We start from the raw sequence: 18,800 nt of genomic DNA, 5'->3' as shown, positions 1-18,800 counted from the left end.
CTTCTCTACCCCATTATCTCCGCCATTTTATGTAGTAGGGCAGCCTCAGCTGCCCTTTATAATCACTCTTCCTCTTGTGCTAGCTTCTCATTTTCGAAGAGTTTCTGGAATCTCCTAACACCTTTGGATACGTCTTCATGAAAATACCAAACACATCATCAATAAAAGTATGCCTTGTGGCTAATTCCATTCTCTTCTGCTCCGCCTTAGTCATTTTCTTCTCTGCCATAACCTTCCTCCATTAAATGCTTGGTTCATCCTTCTTTTTTGAAAATATGCCTTTATCTTTTCCTAAAAATTTCTCTTTTAGCTGATCTAAAACCGATGGTTTCTTATCAGCTAATGCTTCAATCTCTACAGCATCTGTAGCTATACTTTCATCCTTTATTGCATCCACCTCTTTAGAGACTTCTCCCATTGCAAGCTCAGTATTTAAATCAGAAATGATACTGCTGGCTGTTCGTCTAATCAGCTGCATTGAAGATTTCAACTCGTCCAATTCTTTGTTTGAACTCCAGCCTGCAATGTAGCCAAAGGAATAATCAGAAGTATCTATTCCGAAATATTGGCAAACTGCGTAAGCTACAGACTCTGCTTCAACCTCTTTTGTCCTTCTATCCTTTGAAGGCATTTCTTCATTTTTCTCCTTGTCCGGCTTGCCATGTAGGATGGAATGAGCCAACTCATGAATCAGAGTTTTCAAAGTCTGAGCCTGAGCCATATCATGCTGCACAACAATCTTGTTATCCTTCTGAGAATAGAATCCCTTGGCTCCGCCTTCGATGTCTCTGTACTCAATTGGCACTTTTGCAATTTCATGAATAGCTTTGGTTATCTGATTGAATCTTTCCACCTCACCCTGCAGCTGATTCACTCCAATTGTTGGCAGTTCCTTGCCTTCCGTATCAGACACATCAAAGACTGTAGCAACTTTAAACTTTGTCACCTCAATAGTCTTCTTGGCTCCTTCCTTTTCGGAATTTTCATCATCCACCTCAATCTTTACTTTCACAGGTGAGATAATCTTGATTCCCTTGGAGCCCTTTTTTACGTACCTATCAAAATTCTTTTTCCAGGCCTCATAGCCTGCCACCAAACTTGCATCTGGTCGCTGCATAGCTATAAGCAAAGTATTATTGAAGCTGTAGTTATGAAACTTAGACATTGTACGCAAATACGTTTTGTATTTCTCTGAATCAAAAAGATCACGGATGCCCTGCTCGAGCTTTTCCGTGATTTCATTCATCTTGGTTTTAGCATCTGTCTCTGCCATAATCCTCATCTCCCTTCATAAAATTAAACAGTAAACTCTAAGTTCTGCTCCTCCTTATAGCTCTCCATAATCTTTCCATAGAGCATTTCTCTAAACTCCTTTGTTACCGGATATGCGATATCCTTGAACTGAGCCTTTCCGTTTGGATCAAGTTCCTTAAGCTTGTAGCTTGGCATAGAAACGAAAAGTCCTCCCTTCTTACTTTCCACAATTGAGATATTTCTCACAGCGTACTTTCCATCAAAAGTCACTGTAGAAAGACCTCTTACATTTCCTTCTGTTCCTGTAAGCTTTGTTGTTCTAATTTCAATTTTCATAAAATGTTTCCTCCTGTGTTTTTGAATTTTTCTTTTAAGGTCAAAACCTGCTTGAGCGAGTCACGCAAGCTGGCGCGGGTCCGTCAGGGTTCCTTGCAAGCAGGGTTTTTGGCAGACAAAAACGAAAAAGACCCATTCGGGTCTTAGCAACGCGACTTCGTCTGCGAACTTTTGGACTTCTCCTGTTCATCCTTTTTTGCTTCTTCCAATTGATAGATCATCTCCAGATTCTTCTGAGCAATCTGGTACTCACGGTACTCTTTTTCCAGCTGCTTATACTCTGCATAAACAGCTTTCTTCTCCTGGAGCACCTGTCCATATTGTTCTCTCAGTTCCTTTATCTTTGGCAATTTCTTGTAACCACTCTCATCGAAAATCTTGATTGCATTCTGATACAGCATCAGCTCTCCTGAGTTTTCCTCGTAAAAGTTCTTATCGAATTTACGCTTTTTATACTCATCATAGATGGGCTTTGTTTTAGCAAAATCAATAATGGCGCATTGAAGCTTCTTGTTTTTGTTTAAGATGTGCTCTTTCTCCTTAAGCAAATCTAAGAGCTCATTCTTCTTTCCAGTTTTCTCATCTGTATACTTTTTCAACTCCTCATAGGATGAAATTCCTTTTTCCTGCAGGAACAAAATCGTCTTGGAAAGCTGCTTGGCATTGAACTTTTTAGCCCAATTGATATACCCCTTGCCATAACCTTCCAAGACCTTTCCCTCAATGTCCTTAAGGAATTTAATCTCACCATCCTTGATGTTGAAAGTCTTTCTCTTGGATTTCTTTCGAGACCAGTTTTCTTTATTTCTCTGCTGAATAACGGATAAACCATTCTCCAAACAGATTAAATCGGAAACCTTCTGAAGCGTTTTTCCTGAGCGCCAGTAATCCTTATACTTTCTCTTTCCATCAATGCTGACTGAATTAAAAACAATATGGTTATGAATATGCTTCCTGTCATCATGTGTATAAACAGCAAAAGCATATTTTCCCTTAGTGAACCTCATGGCCAGCTCGTAACCTAGCTCATTGGCCTTTTCTGCAGTTATCTCCCCTGGCTTAAAAGACTGCCTTATCTGGTAAGCTATTATTTCGTTTTTACGAATTGCTCTCTTAGTTTTGTGGTATAAATTTTTTGAAAGCATGAACTCTTCTACAACAGTTCTCTTATCGCACTCGTAGGTTGAAATAAGCTTTCCATCATCTGTCTTGTCTTTGTTTTTGTAATAATCAAGCCTGGAAGTTAAGCTTTCTGCTATACTTTTGCCCTTTGCAATGTGCAATGCCATTAGTCTCGTTGCTGCCATAAGATTCCCTCCCATACAAAAAGCAGCCTCCCCGTTCCCAGAAAGACTGCTCGTTTAACAATATTAAATTCTCTACTTAGATCCGCTTCAATGTATCCAGAAGTGAATCAAAAAACAGCTGCAGGTTTGCTGCGAAAAATAAAGCTAGCAAAACAAGCAGAATAACTACTCCACTGATTGCCGCTGTAGGCAAATCGCGACCTAAGAGATTTATGATGCCAAGGATTGCAAAGATATTGATGATAATACCTCCAAGCCTTCCTCCAATTTCAATAGAAGCCTTGGTTAAAAGTGATGCAATTGTAAGAAGCACAATCACTGGAAAAAGTAATATTTTCAGTAAAACTCTCAAGATAAACATATCAAAACCTCCCATTTGAAATCTTTTTCTTTGAGTCTATTTCAACATTTTTACAATTGCAAGGATGTCAACTAACTGATTGCCTCATATTTCTTCAGAAGCTTTTTCGAGTTGTCCCAGATATCATCCAAACGCTGCTGCAAATCTTTTATATCCTGCTGATAGACCACGCCCATGCCGTTGGCCTTCTTGGCGTACTGGTTCAAATTGTTGGAGCACATGCGAAGCAGATACACCATTTCGCTGATGTCCTTGGTATCCATTTTCACACAATACCCATCCATCAGCATCTTCCTGGTGTATAGACTCATATTTGAGATATCCAGCTCATCCATCTTAAATCTCATTCTCCTCAGCTCCTCATCCGTGAGCCGGACAGTAATGCGATTAACACGTTTTGCCAACTAACACCTCCTAATCCACAGGGATATCATCATAATCCTTATCCACTGGACCGGATGGAATTGTAATATATTCCTCTCCATCATCGATGATTGGCCCTGTCTTTTTCTTGATGAAGCTTGCCTTATTACTATAAAAATAAAGACCACCTACTCCAGCCATTCCTATCAAAATGCATATAACAAAGATATCGCTTTTATTGGCTTTCTTGGTGGTCTTTTGTTTAGATTCCTTAGGTGTATCACCGCCTTTATCCTTTGGATTTTGTTCTTCCGCTGTGACTGTCGGAGTAGCTTCTGCAGCTTTCTTCTCCTTCTCTAGCTCCTTCTTTTCGTCATCATCCAGTAGATCTAGCAGGTCTCTTTCATCAACAAGGTTGAGGAAATGAACTGTATCATCCCCATTGTCATCCCTATCAATAATAAGGTAAAAGATATTTCCATTCTTAGTAGTAACTGTGATAAACTGCTTACCTTCAGACTCCTTTTCGTCGAAATCATCCACAATCGATAGATTGCCAGCTGGTGTAAGAGACTTGTGCTCCTCATAAACATCATCACCTTCATCGACATCTTCATCTTCCTCCTCATCTATCACTGACGTATCTACATTTGCTGGCACGTGAGCCTCTGCTGTGATTGGAACAAATGCCAATGTTAATGCTCCGGCAAGTGTCAGCATCATCAATTTAAGCTTCATCCTCTTCATAAGAATCATCCTCCTTTGTAATATTCGTATTTGCGATTTCTTCTATTGTCTTTCCTCCTGGCAAATTATCCTTTGAATAAGCGATTAAGTTTGCCAGCTGCTCCGGTGTCAGATCTGCAGCAAGCATCATATCGTGGATGCAGGTCTTTTCCATCTCAGCAACCTTCTTTTCCAAAGCCTTTACCTTCCCATCCCACTCAGCGCGTTTCGCCTTTGCTCGCTTGAGTTCCGCTCTGAGTTTATCTAATCTTTCAAACATGCTTCCTCCTAATTCTTTGGCAATCGACCAAAACATAAAAAGTGATTTCTGTAATACTTGGTTTCAATGGATGTGTACTGGATAGGATTTCCACAGTGGAGCATTATCCCGTTGCCGCAATATATTCCCACGTGGGTGGCTCCCTTTTTACTCTTCTGAGTGCCCTTAAAGAAAATCAAATCTCCAGGCTTTGCCTCCGCCTCAGATACTACAGTACACTTAGCCTTCAGACCGTTGCAGTCAGTTCTGCCTACATTCCAGCCACTGTGATTCAGCACCCAACAGACAAATCCACTACAGTCAAATCCCTGCTTTGGATTGGAACCTCCCCACACATAGGCGCGTCCCAAATACTTTTCTCCTTCTGCAATCATTGCTGCAAAAGTCTGGTCAGTCAGTGCCTCCGGCGGAACCTCCAAATCATCAGGAATCTCTACATCCGTATAAAGATCATCAAACAACTCTGGCTTATTTCCCTGAGTTTGCAACAGCATCTGATAACGCTGCTTCTGAACCTCTCTCAGTGGCTTCGAATTAATCACTGAGCCTAGCCCTTTATTATTAAGCTTCACTGTAAGAATCTTCACCTGATATTCTTCCTCAGCTTCATAGGTGTACTTTTCAATTACAGGCTTTCCATCTTTTCCCGTCACTGTCCTGTAGCCAGTTCTGGTAACTGTTCTGGTTCTCGTTTCAGTCCTCTGAAAATACTTAAGGTCGTACTGCTCATCGAAAAGCTCCTTCACCTTCTGCTTCATATCGCGTCTGGTGAAGTTCTCATACACCACCGTTAAATAAGAAATCAGCTCGTAGGGATTGTGACCAATCTCTTCAAGCTGATACTCGTACTCATCGAATCCTTTGAAATCCTTCTCCGTATTATTGATTGTTTTCCTAAGTTCTTTTTCAAGCTTGGTGTAATCTGAATTCACACCGATGATATCCTCATCATAGGCTGTATAAGTGCCCGCCATAAACGTATCACCCAGTGAACCAAGTAATGCCGTAAGACCGACTTTCGTATACTGCATCACAATGAAAATCGCTAGAATAACAGCCAGGATTACAAGCACTACAGGATTTGCAGCCACAAACTCAACTACAGTCTGTGCAGCTTTCCTCATTAATTCTGCTGCAGATTTAGCAAGCTTAGCTGCCTCCTCTGCAACCTTCTTGCCAGCTTCTGCAGCTGCCCTTGAAGTCTGCTGCGCTGCCTGTGCTCTGGCTCTTTCAATCTGCCTTCTTTGAATCTGTTTCTTTATCAGCTTCTTGGTCAGCTTATGAGCATCACTGGCTGCCCTCTGCCCATAGGGTAAGGCTTCAGCACCTACGTTATCATCCTGATTGTAGTCATACATCACATACCTCCCGTCATATTCATCTGTGCCAGCTCCTCAGGCCTTGTAGTCAGATACTTATAAAGCAGGTTATCCTTCGGGAAATTATCCTTAAACGGAATTACCACGCTGCCGCAAAACATCAGCCCTTTTCCCGGTGGAACGTTGGTCACATACTTGAGCTGGGCATCACTGATTCCAAGACTTTCCGCTAAGATTTGCTTGTCCTCAGCACCTTGATTGAGAATGTACACAAACTCGCAGTTTTCAAAGATATTGCTGATTTCCGGACTCGATAATACGTCCTTTACATTCTGTGTCAGCGCTGTAGGAATACCACCCCACTTTCTGAATCGCTTATAGATTTCTACGGAATATGCTGCAGTCTGTTCATCCTTCAAAAGAAGATGAAACTCATCCATGTAATATCGTGTGGTCTTTCCGATATCACGGTTCATTGTGACTCTGCCCCACACCTGATCATGCACGATAAGCATTCCCACCTTCTTCAGCTGCTTGCCCAAATCCTTGATGTCATAGCAAACTATTCTGTTGTTGATATTCACATTGGTGCGATGATTAAAGACATTTAGAGAGCCTTTCACATAAAGCTCCATAGAAGTGGCAACCTCTTTCGCCTCCGGCTCAGATTGCTTCATAAGCTCCTTGTAGAGATCTTCCAAAAGTGGCATTCGCTCAGGTATTGGATTCTGATAATATTTGGCATATACATTTCTGATGCATCTATCAATGATGGTCTTTTGAATACCTGTCAGCCCATCTCTTTGATTTAGAATCAGCTCACACAGGGATAATAAAAACTCCGCCTTCAGTGAAACTGCATCCTCCCCATCAGAGTAATTGTCATTGATATCCATCGGGTTAATATACTGATTTGATTTCTGACTGATGTGAATCACCTGCCCGCCAAAAAGATTTACAAGCGGCGCATACTCTCGCTCAGGATCATTGATGATAATGTCATCATCTGAGCTCAGCACCACATTTACGATTTCTCTTTTTGCCGCCAGTGATTTACCAGAACCTGGCTTTCCAAATAACATTCCATTTGGATTATTGTTCTTTTTCCTGTCAGCAAAAATCAGCTCTCCTGTGATTGCGTTCGTGCCATAATACAAATCATTCTCATCCACCTTGGGTAAGTCCGGCACGAGAAAGGGCACAAATACCGCCACCGCAGAAGTGGTAAGCTTCCTATCCTTCCTGATAAGGTTTGCCCCTAGTGGAAGCACGCTCTTTATCGCCTTCGACTGCCTATAGTTCAAAGGATAAGTCTCACAGCTAAACTGCTGGGCGATGCTCTTTTGCTGCTTCACATTGTTATTAAGGCTCTCCTTGGACTTTCCTGTAGCCATAAGAAGAAATGTCATATTAAACATTCGCTCGTTCTGACTCTGCAGATTTGAAAGCATTGAGCTGGCATCCTGCCCGTAAAGATTAAGGTCGTTTGGAATCAGATCCATGTCATAGCCACCCTTGATAGCTTTCTTCTGCTCATCAATTTTGTTTGAATCGATGTTAGTAATGGTACGCTTCACTCCTCGGATTGCCTCATGCTGATTCACCGACTGTAAATGGATGCTGACAACCTGCTCAATATCCAGTTCCAACAGCTCCTCAATAAACTGATCTGAAATCTCTGGAGCATCATAAGAAAAGCTTGTGACCTGACCATAATAGCCAGCCTTCTTGAAAATGCTTTTTGTTGGATAGTCGATGTTTCTTTCTAAAGATCCCTGACCAAACTTCAACTTATTCAGCAATTCCATTCTCTGATTCCCGTTTAAGGTTTTGGCTTTCACATCCATATCTTCAAAGTTTTCAATAACCTTCTCCTCTATCTTCTTAAGTCTGCCTCTGGCTTCCTTAAGAGATGAAGCATGCACTCCAAAAGTAAGATATTTCTTTTTTATAAGTGCATTCTCCATTGAACCCAAGTTTTCAATAAGCATCTTAGAATACTCTTCTCTAAGGTTGTCCTTGTCATCTCCACTTAACTTGATGCAAAGATGATTCTTATATCTATCGGGGTTCGCATATACGTTAGCAAAGGTAATCTCAAACTCCACACTGGTATCAAAGTAATTAAGGAATTTCTTCCAATTCTCAAATATCAGCTGCTTCTCCTCCTCGGAAGCCAGCTTGTAGTTGGTATCCTTAAACTCAATTGTCTTGGAGTAGAAATCACCATCCACCAGACAAATACCGTTGTTGTACATCCTGTCAAAGAGCACTTTTTCCTGATTCTTCCCAAGCTTGAATTCAATCGCTCTTTGAATAATTAACTCCAGGGTGTCCCCATCCTTCTCATACATAGCCACAAAAAATAGCGGCATCATCACCGCCATCATCGCCAAAGTCGGTACACTCACATCTACCGGCAATTTCTTTATGAGAAAAAATGCAGGAATGCCAATCAGCGCCGCCAGTGAAAAGCACACAAACTGCCTCTTGGTCAGCCCGAAAGCCACCTTTTCCTTTACCCTGGATAAATCGCTTGGGACTTTTACATTTATCGCCATAATCGTTCCTTCCTTACTGTGCTGAAAATACTCTCTTTGATAATGTGCCTGTCTTGAACAAACTGAAAACCAGAAGTATGTTGTAGCCCATGATTCCCCAAATGGTTCCCACAATGTCATCTGTAATGCTGATGTTCTGAATCAGCACTGCATAGATTCCTATAACTATCAAAATCAGGAATCCCTGAAATCCAATGGCAAGCAAGCTTCTTACATAGTTCTGACCAATATGGCTCTGCTCCTTATTTCCAAAGGTTGAAAATGGTAGTGGAGCCATACTCACAAGTAGATAGATCTCAATCATACGTCCATAGATAACCACGAATATGATTATCGAAATCAGCTTAAGTCCTGCTGCAAGTCCTGCTATCTGGGCATATACCACCAGAATCTCACCTACTCCCATACCCTCAAGAATCGTTCGCATATGCGATAGCTGCGGGCCAGTAACCGCCGTAGATTCTGTGATTAATCCTCCTGCATCCTTAGCAACCTTGCAGGTGACATCAAATATCGCCATCGTGAAATCAAAACAATGGGTAATTGCCATCACCGCCACATACGTCTTTACGAACCATTTCATAAAAATGAAGGTCTCAAAGTTTTGCATGTTGTTGTAGGCTATCACCATCTGAATCAGCTCATAGCAGGCTATAAACGTCATAATTATTCCTGCTATTGGAAGCAGCACCGTCTCCGAGGTTGATTTAATCATCGGGTACACCCCTGGAATAAACGTCTCAGGGCTTTTCGCCATCTGGCTGGCTACGTTTGCCACTTCATCATTCACACTATCAAAAAGACCAGTCAGAACCCATATAATTCCATCGATGAGCTTGTCCTTGATGTAGTCCGCCATCGAATCAAAGATTAACTCCATATGCTGTTCTCCTTGTCTTTAGTTACATTAAAAAAGGGGCTGAAAGCAACGCCCTCAGCCCCAACAAAAGCTCCCGTATTCAGTTGTAGTAATGCCTCTTAGAACAATCCAGCAAGGAGTGGAATGATCTTGATGCCCACGAGGATGATACCGCCACCGCTCATGAACTGCTTCATTCCCTGTGACTTAGCACCTGGGTTATCAGAACCATAACCTTCAAGGAGGTTAATCGCACCCCATGCTCCTACACCTGCTCCAATTGCACATACTAATGTTGCCATTACGTTTACGCCTTCGTTAAAAAATGCCATGTTGATACCTGGTTCGGAATCTCACCATCATCCCTTTTCCTTCATCCGGAATCTCACCATCATCCTCATCACCTTCATTCGGAAGCAGCGAGCTTCCGAATTTTCCTTTCTTAAAAAATTAGTTTATAGTTACGTCTCATACCCTCATCCTGCGCACCTGATTTTGGGCATAATAATAGACCAGAAATTCTGGGCGTCCCCAGAGTTCTGGTCTATGTAAAGTACTTATTCTGTTTATTAAATATCACATAATGCAAACATATACGCCGGTATTCGCAAAATGCCCTCAACTTCTACAAGATTCTTTGGATGTACAATCATTGGATTATCAACCTTACGTTTAAAAATATCTGTAAATTTTCCAATAGAAACTGCACTATAATTCTTAGAAGATTTAACCTCTATCGGGTTAAGTCTATAATTTGTCTTACTGTCATTAGAAAGCAAAAAGTCAATTTCAATATCGTTTCGATGCTTTTCTTCACTGTATCTAGTGTAGAAATACAGTTTTTTGCCTTTTGCTGCTATAATCTGAGCGATTACATTCTCATACAGCATACCTTCATTTAGTGATAATTTTCCATCCATTATGTTGGCAAATACTTTTTGCTCTGTAATCTCATTTTCAGCAAATGCCAAGCTTACAAGAAGTCCTGTATCGCCCATATAACACTTTACAGCAGATTCGTTTTTATTTAATGCTAGGCCAACATTCGGATCATTACACTTATAGCACAAATTACAAATCATAGAATCATCAAGCCAAAATAATGGTTCATCATACCTGTCAAAACTTGCACCTGGTTCAATCTCACTTAATACGATTTTCTTTTCATGAGTTGAAAGATAGCCAGGGATGTTTTCAAATATTGCTGACACCTTAGAGTTGTATCTACGCGCAGCCTTTCGAATATCATCTCTGTAAAGATTTAAAATATCACGTTTTTCAACATCTGCCGCAAAGAAATCTCTTGCATTATTCTTAAACGCAACAACCGATTGTGGCATGCCCCCGACAAGAATATATTCCTTGAACAGATGCATTGCCTTTTTATGCTGGCTCTGATCTAATGGCACTTTCTTTTGGTAGCAATCACGTATGTACTCGACAAGAAGATCTTCACCCATATAATCCATGAATTCTTCAAAATCCACCGGATACATCTTTAATTTTCGCTCTTCAGAAGGAATAGTTATACCTTCAACATTTTCCTTGATAGATATAAGCGAGCCTGTTTCAATGTAGTCATATCTTCCATCGGCAACTAGGTACTTTATAGCTTCTCGAGCCTTTGGAAACTTCTGTATTTCATCAAAAATAATCAATGACTCTCGATTATACAGACGCGTGTTATATTCCAGTGAAATGGTTTGAAAGAATACATCTAGTTCATTCAGGTTATCAAATGAATCAAAAATCTTCTTACTTGCCTTATTGAAATCAATCAATACGTAAGATTTATATTCGTTTTTTCCAATTTCTTCAGCTACTGTAGATTTTCCAATTCGTCTAGCCCCTTCAATCAGCAAGGCTTTCGAACCTTTTGTATTTTCCTTCCAATCGAGGATTTTATCATATATTTTTCGTTTAATCATAAGTGCCTCCTTACAGTACGCAAGATAATTTTACCAATTATATGCCATAGTACGCAAGGTATTTTTTTATATTTTCAATTACAGTACGCAAGATAAATCAAAAAACCAATAGACCAATACTATCGCTGGGCGTCCCCAGTATTGGCCTATGTAAATCACTCGTATAAATATCAAAAGGACCCTGATTTCTCAGAGTCCTTGATTATCAAATCATAACCACATCAAAAACTTCCCCCTTCTTAAACTTCATTCCTCCCCTCAAATACTTCTCAATATCCAAGTTATTCCTAGAATCATATTCTCCAGTCTCGTGATAAAGCGGATGCTGAGTAACATCATATTTGTCCGACAGGAACGGTCTTACACCTCGAAGTCTTAGGATGCATTTATCACCATCAAGTACTGCCAGCTCATCCATAGACATTAACTCCTTACCAAGCTTCTGGTAATTAGTGGAATAAGATGCATTAGCTCCGCGGCTCTCACCCACGTTATAGATATCGATGGTCTCTTTTCCAAGAATTGTACTGAGGTCTTTAAGCGTAGTTTGCTCTGTACCACCAAGGAACAGCTGCGAATCCATATTTCCAAGAATGGTATCACAGTGGTCCTTGTATATAGCCTTCAGCTGTGACTGGGCCTGTAGGAATAAACAAGCACTTATCTCACGACTTCGGATTGTAGCCACCAGCTTCTCAAGATTTGGAATCTGGCCCACATTAGCTGTCTCATCAATTAGGCAGCGCACGTGAACTGGAAGCCTTCCTCCATACACATCATCAGCCTTCTCACAAAGAAGATTGAACAGCTGGGTGTAGATAAGTGAGATTAGGAAATTGAATGTAGCATCTGTATCACTCATGATTAGAAACAATGCAGTCTTTTTATCACCAAGCGTATCAAGCTGCAATTCATCATAAGAAGTAATCTCACGAAGCTCTCTGATATCAAATGGAGCGAGCCTTGCTCCGCAGCTAACTAATATAGACTTAGCTGTCTTTCCAGCCGCTAATTTGTATTTCTTATATTGGCGTACCGCAAAGTGCTGAGGTTCTTTTTCCTCCAGCTCTTTGAACATCAGATCAACGGGATTCTCAAAATCCTCATCATCCTCGCGAACTTCGGAAGCATTTAAGAAATCCAACAATGTGCTAAAGTTCTGTTCCTCCTCCGGCGCTTCATAATGAATGTAGCCAATAAGTGCTGTATATAGCAAAGTCTCAGCTTTAGTCCAAAACTCATCCCCTGCCTTACCATCGCCTTTTGTATTAGCGACCAATGCGTTTACAAGCTTTAATATATCCTTCTCGGAGTGGATATATTCAAAAGGATTGTAATGCATACTCTTCTTAAAATTGATTGTATTAAAAATCTTTAATCTGTAGCCGTGATTCAAAAGAGCCTTTCCAGCTTTTACAACCAGGTCTCCCTTTGGATCTGTGACTACATAGCTTGAATGCATCTGTAAGAGGTTGGGCAACAAAAAGAATCTGGTCTTACCTGAGCCGGAACCACCTATGACGCATACATTTTTATTTCTTCCATATTTAGGTTGCTTAGGACGACTGCTCATCATCAATCGTTCTGTTTGGGTGAGGATGATATTATCCTCAAATCTTGGAGCCTCGAAAGGCTCTATCTCCTGCTGTGTTCCCCATCGTGCTGAGCCGTACTCCACGCCATGGCGATATTTCTTAGCATTTTTCCCCTTAATATAAACAACCACCTTCATCACAACACCAAAACCAATACCAACCATCAAATCAAAGGGATTGAGGCTTGGAAGAAAATTAGAAAGCGCTATCGGAAAAGCATCAAATATTCCATTAATCTTTTCAGATACACTAGCTCCTTCTGCAATTCTCCAAGCCTCCCCCAGATTTGTAGCGAATAGTCCCATCAACACGTAAGGAACATTTAGCAGAATCAATCGTTTCTGCTTTTTTGTCATCTGACCTGCTCCTTTGTTTTTGTTCGTGTTTTCTTTGGCTGTGCTTTTACTTTTGCCACCAGCTGCTTAAGCTTCTCAAGTACGCTTGGTCGCTCCTCTCGCTTAATCATCTTTCTGGTGTACTCATTCATAACTGATTCCAGGGCATCTGTATCTCTAGCTTTAAAGAAAGCCGTATACACTGGTGGCTTCTGCGATTTATCCTTTGTAATTGCAAAATCCACACCATACTTCTTAGCAATTCTTTCAAAAGTCTTGATACCCTTATCGCCAATTTCCATACTGGTAACGCCCTGATTCTGTTTTACCAACTCATCAATGGATTGCTTGCCCTGAATATGAGCATCAATACTATCTAGCCTCTTATTGGCTCTGTGCCTCATATAAAGCCTGACCCCCGCCATTATAGCCCTTATAGAAAGCTTCGTACTTGTTATAGCCAACCGGACGGTTTTCTCCTCAATCTCTTCCTGCATCGCATCACCTCCTTTACATAAAAAAAGCAGCAGACCAAACTGATCTACTGCCTTTGCGTGCAATTATTTTATTTGTCTTAAATGCCATTTATCTTTGTACATTCACTTTAGCAAGTTTATCCCAAACTTCTTCTTCAGAAAAAACTCTGCCATTTTCCATATCATCAATAGCTTCATCAAGCATTGAAAATAGACTATCCATATTTTTTTCATCAAAAGAAATATCTTGCTGTATCATAGTAAAACCTGCTTTCTAAAACCATAATCCATTTCTGTACAATAAGAGTACCATAAAAATGACATATGCAACAGCACATTTAATATACCAACACTCATCGAATCAAGCTAAAGCAACTGCTATAAACAATTATCTCTATTTCTTTGTTTCTTCTGCCACTGCTCCAAAAGCTTAATGATTGTATCCTCCATCTGCTTTGGAGTATATGACTTAGGGAAGTACTTCTTAAGCACATCATTCTTAAGAGTAACCCTATCCACATCCTGCTTTTTCTCCTCAGAAAGTATGATGTTCATCCCCTCCTGGGTGATCTTATTATCCAAAGCTAAGACTTTTATTCGCTGCGCCTGTGACAGTGATGGAAATGCCTGAGAATATTCCATTGCTTCTAATAAATCCTTCTGCTGGGTTGGATTTAAGAATGAAAGCTCTACAGCTGGATTAAAGGCAATACGCTTATCATCTACCATATCCATAAGCTCTGGACAGAGGTTTGTCAGACGAATATAACGCTGAATGTTACGTGCGCTATCCCCTACTTCTTCAGCCATAATATCTCTAGATTTTTTTCCATCCAACTTGTGGCCAACTTGGCCACAAGTTAAATCTCCTCGCTCTCCCTGGTGTTTCATCGCATCCAGCTTCATCTTATAAGCCCAGGCTCTTTCACTAGGAAGTATCTCTTCCCTCTGCAAATTACTATCTACCATAAGGATTGTGGCTGCATCATCATCTAAATCTCTTACAATACAAGGAATTGTTTCCAGACCTGCAATCTCACAAGCATGATGTCTTCTATGGCCTGATAGAATCTCATAACCATCACCATCAGGTCTTACAATGGCTGGCTGTAGAACACCAAACTCCTGAATGGATTCCACTGTCTTTGCCATATCCTCATCATCTTTTACCTTGAAAGGATGTCCCTCAAAAGCGTGAAGCTCTCCAAGAGGTATCTCAACTACTACATCACCTTCAGGAGCTTTAGCCTCATCTACCTTAGCCCCTCCAAAGATATCATCGTAACTGGTCAATTGAATGTTTGCGCGCTCTTTCATTCTTCAATACCTCCTTGGTTAATTCTCTATAAGCTTCTGCTACCTTTCCTTTTGGATCGTGAGCATAAATGCTCTTTCCCTCAGCACTTATCTCAGCTGCCCTGACTGAATGAGGAATCTCAGTCTTATAAACCTTAAGCTTGCTGCCATAAGTCTCGCGAATCAGATTACTGATATCCTTAGCGTAATTTGTTCTGTTATCCACCATTGTTAGGAGGATTCCATCAATGTTTAGCTTTGGATTAATCTGACGTCTGACTTTACTAACAGTCTGTAAAAGCTGCTCCAAACCTTTGGCAGACAAATACTGTGCTTGTACTGGAATAACCAGCTGGTCCGCAGCTGCTAACGCATTTACGGTAAGCATTCCAAGTGAAGGCATACAGTCAATAAGCACGTAATCATAATTCGTCTTTACGGAATCAATATATTCCTTCAAAACTCGTTCACGGCTCATATAATTAACAAGCGATAGCTCCATTCCAGAAAGCTCGATGTTTGCTGGAAGCAAATCAACGCCTTCCTTGTGGTGAAGGATTCCCTCACCATCTTCAATCCGCTGCTCATTAAGCACCTTCGCCATAATATCCTTAACAGTCACCGGTATCTCATCAGTTCTTGGATACCCAAGGCTAATGGTAAGCGAACCCTGCGGATCCAAATCGATAAGCAAAACCTTCCTCCCTTCGGCAGCAAGACCTATCCCCAGGTTTTCTGTACTCTGAGTCTTTCCTGTACCGCCTTTTTGATTAACCATCGCAATAACAACTGGTTTACTCATTGTTGTTCCTCCTTCATCGAAAGTTATTGTTGTTGCATAGTGTTTTGTAGTACGACTCTGTAGTCATCAGCGAGTTATAAAGCGATGCCAACAGATATTGTTTTATATTCCTGATATCAGGCTTGTTTTCTTCTAGCCTGTTCAAAACAAAACATAGATTGAAAAAATTGAGCTTCATGAACTGCGACCTGACAATGCTCATAGGCTTCGTTTCACCACAAATAACTATCTCTTTCCTGGTGGAGCTCACCACATCTACAATCAGCTCATAAAGCTCATCAACAATTGGATTGTCAGGATAATCTGTTCTTAATGCATCCAGATTAATCTGCTGGGCTATATAACTCCTTATTGCTGAATAATTATCTGAATCAAGTCTCGTCCTGTCCCGTCCTTCATCATCACAACCTTCATCATTAGACAAGACGTGACTAGACTCAGTATCACTAAAATCATTTTTATTATTCTTAGTATTATTAGTGTGTTCATTCGACACTTCTTGAGATGTCTCTTCGACATTTCCAGAAATGTCATTTTGACACTTCTGGAAATGTCCATCTGACACCTCCTCTGAAAAGTCCAATACATAGATGAGATTTGGCTTTGTAAGCCCCTGTCTCTTTCTTTCAATTAATTCAAATTCTTCAAGTTCTTTAAAAACCTTTCCTGCCTTTTTGGGGTGACATTTTATCTTTTTAGCTGCATCATCTACTTTCCAATAAACAAAGACCCTTCCTTCATCATCAAACCATCCATTCTCTGCAGATAGACACATCCTATTCAAAAGCAAACCATACAATACCATCGCCTCACAGGAAAGATTATCAAACCTTTCCTCTGTTAACAGAAGTTGTGGAATTCTTATAAATGAAAAAAGGTCAGCTTGCCGCCGACCATAAAAGTATTTTTTAGACATTAAATCTCACCTCTCGTATTCTTTTTTTTATCCTTATAGCGCCATTTCTGGCTTATCCTTAATCTTTGGTTTGTGTTCCTTCTTCGGAGCCTCCTTAACCTTATCCTGGGTCTTCTTCAGCTTCCCTACAGCTGATTCCTTCTCTTTATCGGACTCTCGCTCCTTAGCAGCAATTCTCTCCTTGAAGGTATCAGCTATCTCAAAAACTTTTTCCTTTGAATCATAATGATAGAGATTGTTCGATAGAACATCCTCCGGTGAAAGCTCGCAGGTATTAACGCTTGCAATCATCTCCTTTAGAGCCTCTATATCTCCGCCCATAGACTCAGGTACCAAGAGAACCTCATGAATGCTGCAGGGGATGATATAGAAATCTTCGCCCATCTTCCTGGCCTGCTCATCAAGGAAGCCTTCATAAGCAATTACGCCAGCTCCATGATGCTTATCTGTTACCGTACCAACGAGAATCTGATCCTCAGGTCCTCCTGCAGGGATTCCTAAATCAACATCTGGAAGAAGCTCTGCGATTGTTCCATACAAAGTATTAACCTCCACTGGTCTGATCTCTGGAGATGAAATAAGCGCGTCCTTATGAAGCTGCTCCTTTGTTACATTCATCTTCTCCAACATCTCATTTGAAACAACAACCGATGCTACTCCATCATCCATCTGCCCAAGGAGCACTCGATAGACAATGGCAATATCTTCCATATCCTTATGAGGTACCTTCTCAAGTAATGCTGCATTCTTTTCTGAATTTACAGCCTCAAGCACCAGTTTGTCCTTGATAAAGTCATAATCAGTAATCTGACTCATATCATAACTTGGCATATGCGAAATTGCCTCATCCATTAATTGTGTCGCGTGGTCGAGAATCAAATCATAGTCACCTGCCTTCTCAAAAGCTGCAAACAGATTTGAGAAGTTTCCACTAGCCCCCATCATTGAATCCTCAAGCTTAACAGAAATCGCATCATAGGCATCCTGGTTAAGCTTCTGTGATGGCGTAATCTCGATACTTGCGATATCATAGCCCCTTGCCTCAAGATTACTCTTTAGATCTTCAGTAAACTTTTCCTTGAACTTTTCGTAGTCCATACAAACTACCTCCTTTAGAATATTTTTCTTTTGTCAAAATGAAGACAAAAAAAGAGTAGAAATTCTATTATGAATTCCTACTCTATGTAATATCCTTGGATGCTATTGAATTAGCTTACCTTTCTATAAATTTTTAATATTATGTAATCTCTAGCAGTGACTTTAATCGGTGACTTTTGATTTATGAGCAAAAAAATAAGTGCTCATAAACGCCGTAAAATCAACGTTTATAGCACTTTAGTCAAACAGGGGACGAGAGAATCGAACTCCCACCAAAGGTTTTGGAGACCCCTATCATACCATTTGACCAGTCCCCTAAATCGTAAGCGAAAAACCCAAAATTGATTTGAGTCCCTCACCCACGCGACTTAATGATAATAACACAATATCTAGTCGCTTTCAATAGAAAAATCACAAAAACTTCACATTTTTTTCAAGTTTTTGCCATAAAAAAATTCTTGCTTATATAGCAAGAATTTCTTAGTGGAGACGGAGAGATTCGAACTCTTGACCCCCTGCTTGCAAGGCAGGTGCTCTCCCAACTGAGCTACGCCCCCATATTAATTGATTCTGCCACTTACGATAGTAAAATAGCAAGCTGTCTTGCTTGCTAAAACCTTATAGCAACCTCAAAACTTCATACAGTGCTGCGAGAATCATTCGCTAAACATCTTTTTAGAATAAACCTTCGATCTATTAGTATTCATCAGCTGAATGCGTTACCGCACTTACACCTTGAACCTATCTACCTTATCGTCTTTAAGGGATCTTATCTCCTTGAAGGAGGGGATATCTCATCTTGAGGGGGGCTTCACGCTTAGATGCCTTCAGCGTTTATCCCGTCCAGACTTGGCTACTCAGCTATGCCGTTGGTCGACAGCTGATACACCAGTGGTCCGTCCACCCCGGTCCTCTCGTACTAGGGGCAGCTCCTCTCAAATATCCTCCGCCCGCGCCGGATAGGGACCGAACTGTCTCACGACGTTCT

The 18,800-nt window shown here is 40.7% G+C and carries 20 protein-coding genes, 2 tRNA genes and 1 rRNA gene; all 23 read right to left on the bottom strand.

The features are described 5' to 3' along the window. Nucleotides 1-79: 79 nt before the first annotated feature. Complete coding sequence (locus BMZ41_RS15730) at nt 80-229, bottom strand: hypothetical protein (RefSeq protein WP_177184247.1); 150 nt, start codon at nt 227-229, stop codon at nt 80-82. 12 nt (nt 230-241) lie between these two features. Then, nucleotides 242-1,273: an ArdC-like ssDNA-binding domain-containing protein gene (locus tag BMZ41_RS14250; RefSeq protein WP_177184246.1), complete on the bottom strand. Its 1,032-nt coding sequence runs from the start codon at nt 1,271-1,273 to the stop codon at nt 242-244. Nucleotides 1,274-1,296: 23 nt separating this feature from the next. Then, a complete protein-coding gene (locus BMZ41_RS14245) occupies nt 1,297-1,590 on the bottom strand; it encodes a SpoVG family protein (RefSeq protein WP_090530841.1) in 294 nt (97 codons plus the stop codon). Between the two features lie 143 nt (nt 1,591-1,733). Further along, a complete protein-coding gene (locus BMZ41_RS14240; protein WP_090530935.1) occupies nt 1,734-2,897 on the bottom strand; it encodes a relaxase/mobilization nuclease domain-containing protein in 1,164 nt (387 codons plus the stop codon). Nucleotides 2,898-2,973: 76 nt separating this feature from the next. Further along, nucleotides 2,974-3,258, bottom strand: coding sequence for a hypothetical protein (locus BMZ41_RS14235; RefSeq protein ID WP_090530838.1), 285 nt, complete (start codon nt 3,256-3,258; stop codon nt 2,974-2,976). Nucleotides 3,259-3,329: 71 nt separating this feature from the next. Then, complete coding sequence (locus BMZ41_RS14230) at nt 3,330-3,662, bottom strand: plasmid mobilization protein (RefSeq protein WP_442960247.1); 333 nt, start codon at nt 3,660-3,662, stop codon at nt 3,330-3,332. 10 nt (nt 3,663-3,672) lie between these two features. Further along, nucleotides 3,673-4,368 (bottom strand): CD1107 family mobile element protein, encoded by a 696-nt coding sequence (locus BMZ41_RS14225; RefSeq protein ID WP_242942074.1) that lies wholly within the window; start codon nt 4,366-4,368, stop codon nt 3,673-3,675. Continuing rightward, complete coding sequence (locus BMZ41_RS14220) at nt 4,349-4,627, bottom strand: DUF4315 family protein (RefSeq protein ID WP_177184245.1); 279 nt, start codon at nt 4,625-4,627, stop codon at nt 4,349-4,351. Before BMZ41_RS14220 ends, BMZ41_RS14225 begins: the two co-directional genes overlap by 20 nt. 8 nt (nt 4,628-4,635) lie before the next feature. Next, nucleotides 4,636-5,985, bottom strand: coding sequence for a C40 family peptidase (locus BMZ41_RS14215; protein WP_090530829.1), 1,350 nt, complete (start codon nt 5,983-5,985; stop codon nt 4,636-4,638). Beyond that, on the bottom strand, nt 5,985-8,507 hold the full coding sequence (locus tag BMZ41_RS14210) for a VirB4-like conjugal transfer ATPase, CD1110 family (RefSeq protein WP_207646152.1): 2,523 nt from the start codon (nt 8,505-8,507) through the stop codon (nt 5,985-5,987). The genes BMZ41_RS14215 and BMZ41_RS14210 overlap by 1 nt, the downstream gene beginning before the upstream one ends. A gap of 13 nt (nt 8,508-8,520) precedes the next feature. Beyond that, a complete protein-coding gene (locus BMZ41_RS14205) occupies nt 8,521-9,387 on the bottom strand; it encodes a VirB6/TrbL-like conjugal transfer protein, CD1112 family (RefSeq protein ID WP_090530823.1) in 867 nt (288 codons plus the stop codon). A 98-nt stretch (nt 9,388-9,485) separates the two neighbouring features. After that, nucleotides 9,486-9,698, bottom strand: a complete 213-nt coding sequence (locus tag BMZ41_RS14200; RefSeq protein ID WP_090171090.1) for a Maff2 family mobile element protein — start codon at nt 9,696-9,698, stop codon at nt 9,486-9,488. Between the two features lie 237 nt (nt 9,699-9,935). Further along, nucleotides 9,936-11,294 carry an ATP-binding protein gene (locus BMZ41_RS14195; RefSeq protein WP_090171092.1) on the bottom strand — a complete coding sequence of 453 codons (1,359 nt, stop codon included), beginning with the start codon at nt 11,292-11,294 and terminating at the stop codon, nt 9,936-9,938. Nucleotides 11,295-11,499: 205 nt separating this feature from the next. Continuing rightward, complete coding sequence (locus BMZ41_RS14190) at nt 11,500-13,245, bottom strand: VirD4-like conjugal transfer protein, CD1115 family (protein WP_090530820.1); 1,746 nt, start codon at nt 13,243-13,245, stop codon at nt 11,500-11,502. After that, entirely contained in the window at nt 13,242-13,721 is a 480-nt protein-coding gene (locus BMZ41_RS14185; protein ID WP_090171097.1) for a PcfB family protein, read from the bottom strand. Before BMZ41_RS14185 ends, BMZ41_RS14190 begins: the two co-directional genes overlap by 4 nt. Nucleotides 13,722-13,809: 88 nt before the next feature. Continuing rightward, nucleotides 13,810-13,959 carry a hypothetical protein gene (locus BMZ41_RS15725; protein WP_177184244.1) on the bottom strand — a complete coding sequence of 50 codons (150 nt, stop codon included), beginning with the start codon at nt 13,957-13,959 and terminating at the stop codon, nt 13,810-13,812. A 119-nt stretch (nt 13,960-14,078) separates the two neighbouring features. Next, nucleotides 14,079-15,017, bottom strand: a complete 939-nt coding sequence (locus BMZ41_RS14180) for a ParB/RepB/Spo0J family partition protein (protein WP_090530818.1) — start codon at nt 15,015-15,017, stop codon at nt 14,079-14,081. Beyond that, entirely contained in the window at nt 14,977-15,798 is an 822-nt protein-coding gene (locus tag BMZ41_RS14175; RefSeq protein ID WP_090530815.1) for a ParA family protein, read from the bottom strand. Before BMZ41_RS14175 ends, BMZ41_RS14180 begins: the two co-directional genes overlap by 41 nt. 13 nt (nt 15,799-15,811) lie before the next feature. Further along, a complete protein-coding gene (locus tag BMZ41_RS14170; RefSeq protein ID WP_090530813.1) occupies nt 15,812-16,714 on the bottom strand; it encodes a DUF6017 domain-containing protein in 903 nt (300 codons plus the stop codon). Nucleotides 16,715-16,747: 33 nt separating this feature from the next. Further along, entirely contained in the window at nt 16,748-17,812 is a 1,065-nt protein-coding gene (locus BMZ41_RS14165; protein ID WP_090530809.1) for a DUF5688 family protein, read from the bottom strand. A gap of 246 nt (nt 17,813-18,058) precedes the next feature. After that, nucleotides 18,059-18,129 (bottom strand) — tRNA-Trp (locus tag BMZ41_RS14160). Nucleotides 18,130-18,296: 167 nt separating this feature from the next. Continuing rightward, nucleotides 18,297-18,369: transfer RNA gene (locus tag BMZ41_RS14155), tRNA-Ala, on the bottom strand. A 119-nt stretch (nt 18,370-18,488) separates the two neighbouring features. Then, a 23S ribosomal RNA gene (locus BMZ41_RS14150) occupies nt 18,489-18,800 on the bottom strand; the annotation flags it as partial.

This window comes from Pseudobutyrivibrio sp. UC1225 (assembly GCF_900115215.1).
Lineage (GTDB): Bacteria > Bacillota > Clostridia > Lachnospirales > Lachnospiraceae > Pseudobutyrivibrio.
Note: the sequence above shows the minus strand (reverse complement) of the source record. Positions and strands in the feature narration are given on the sequence as shown.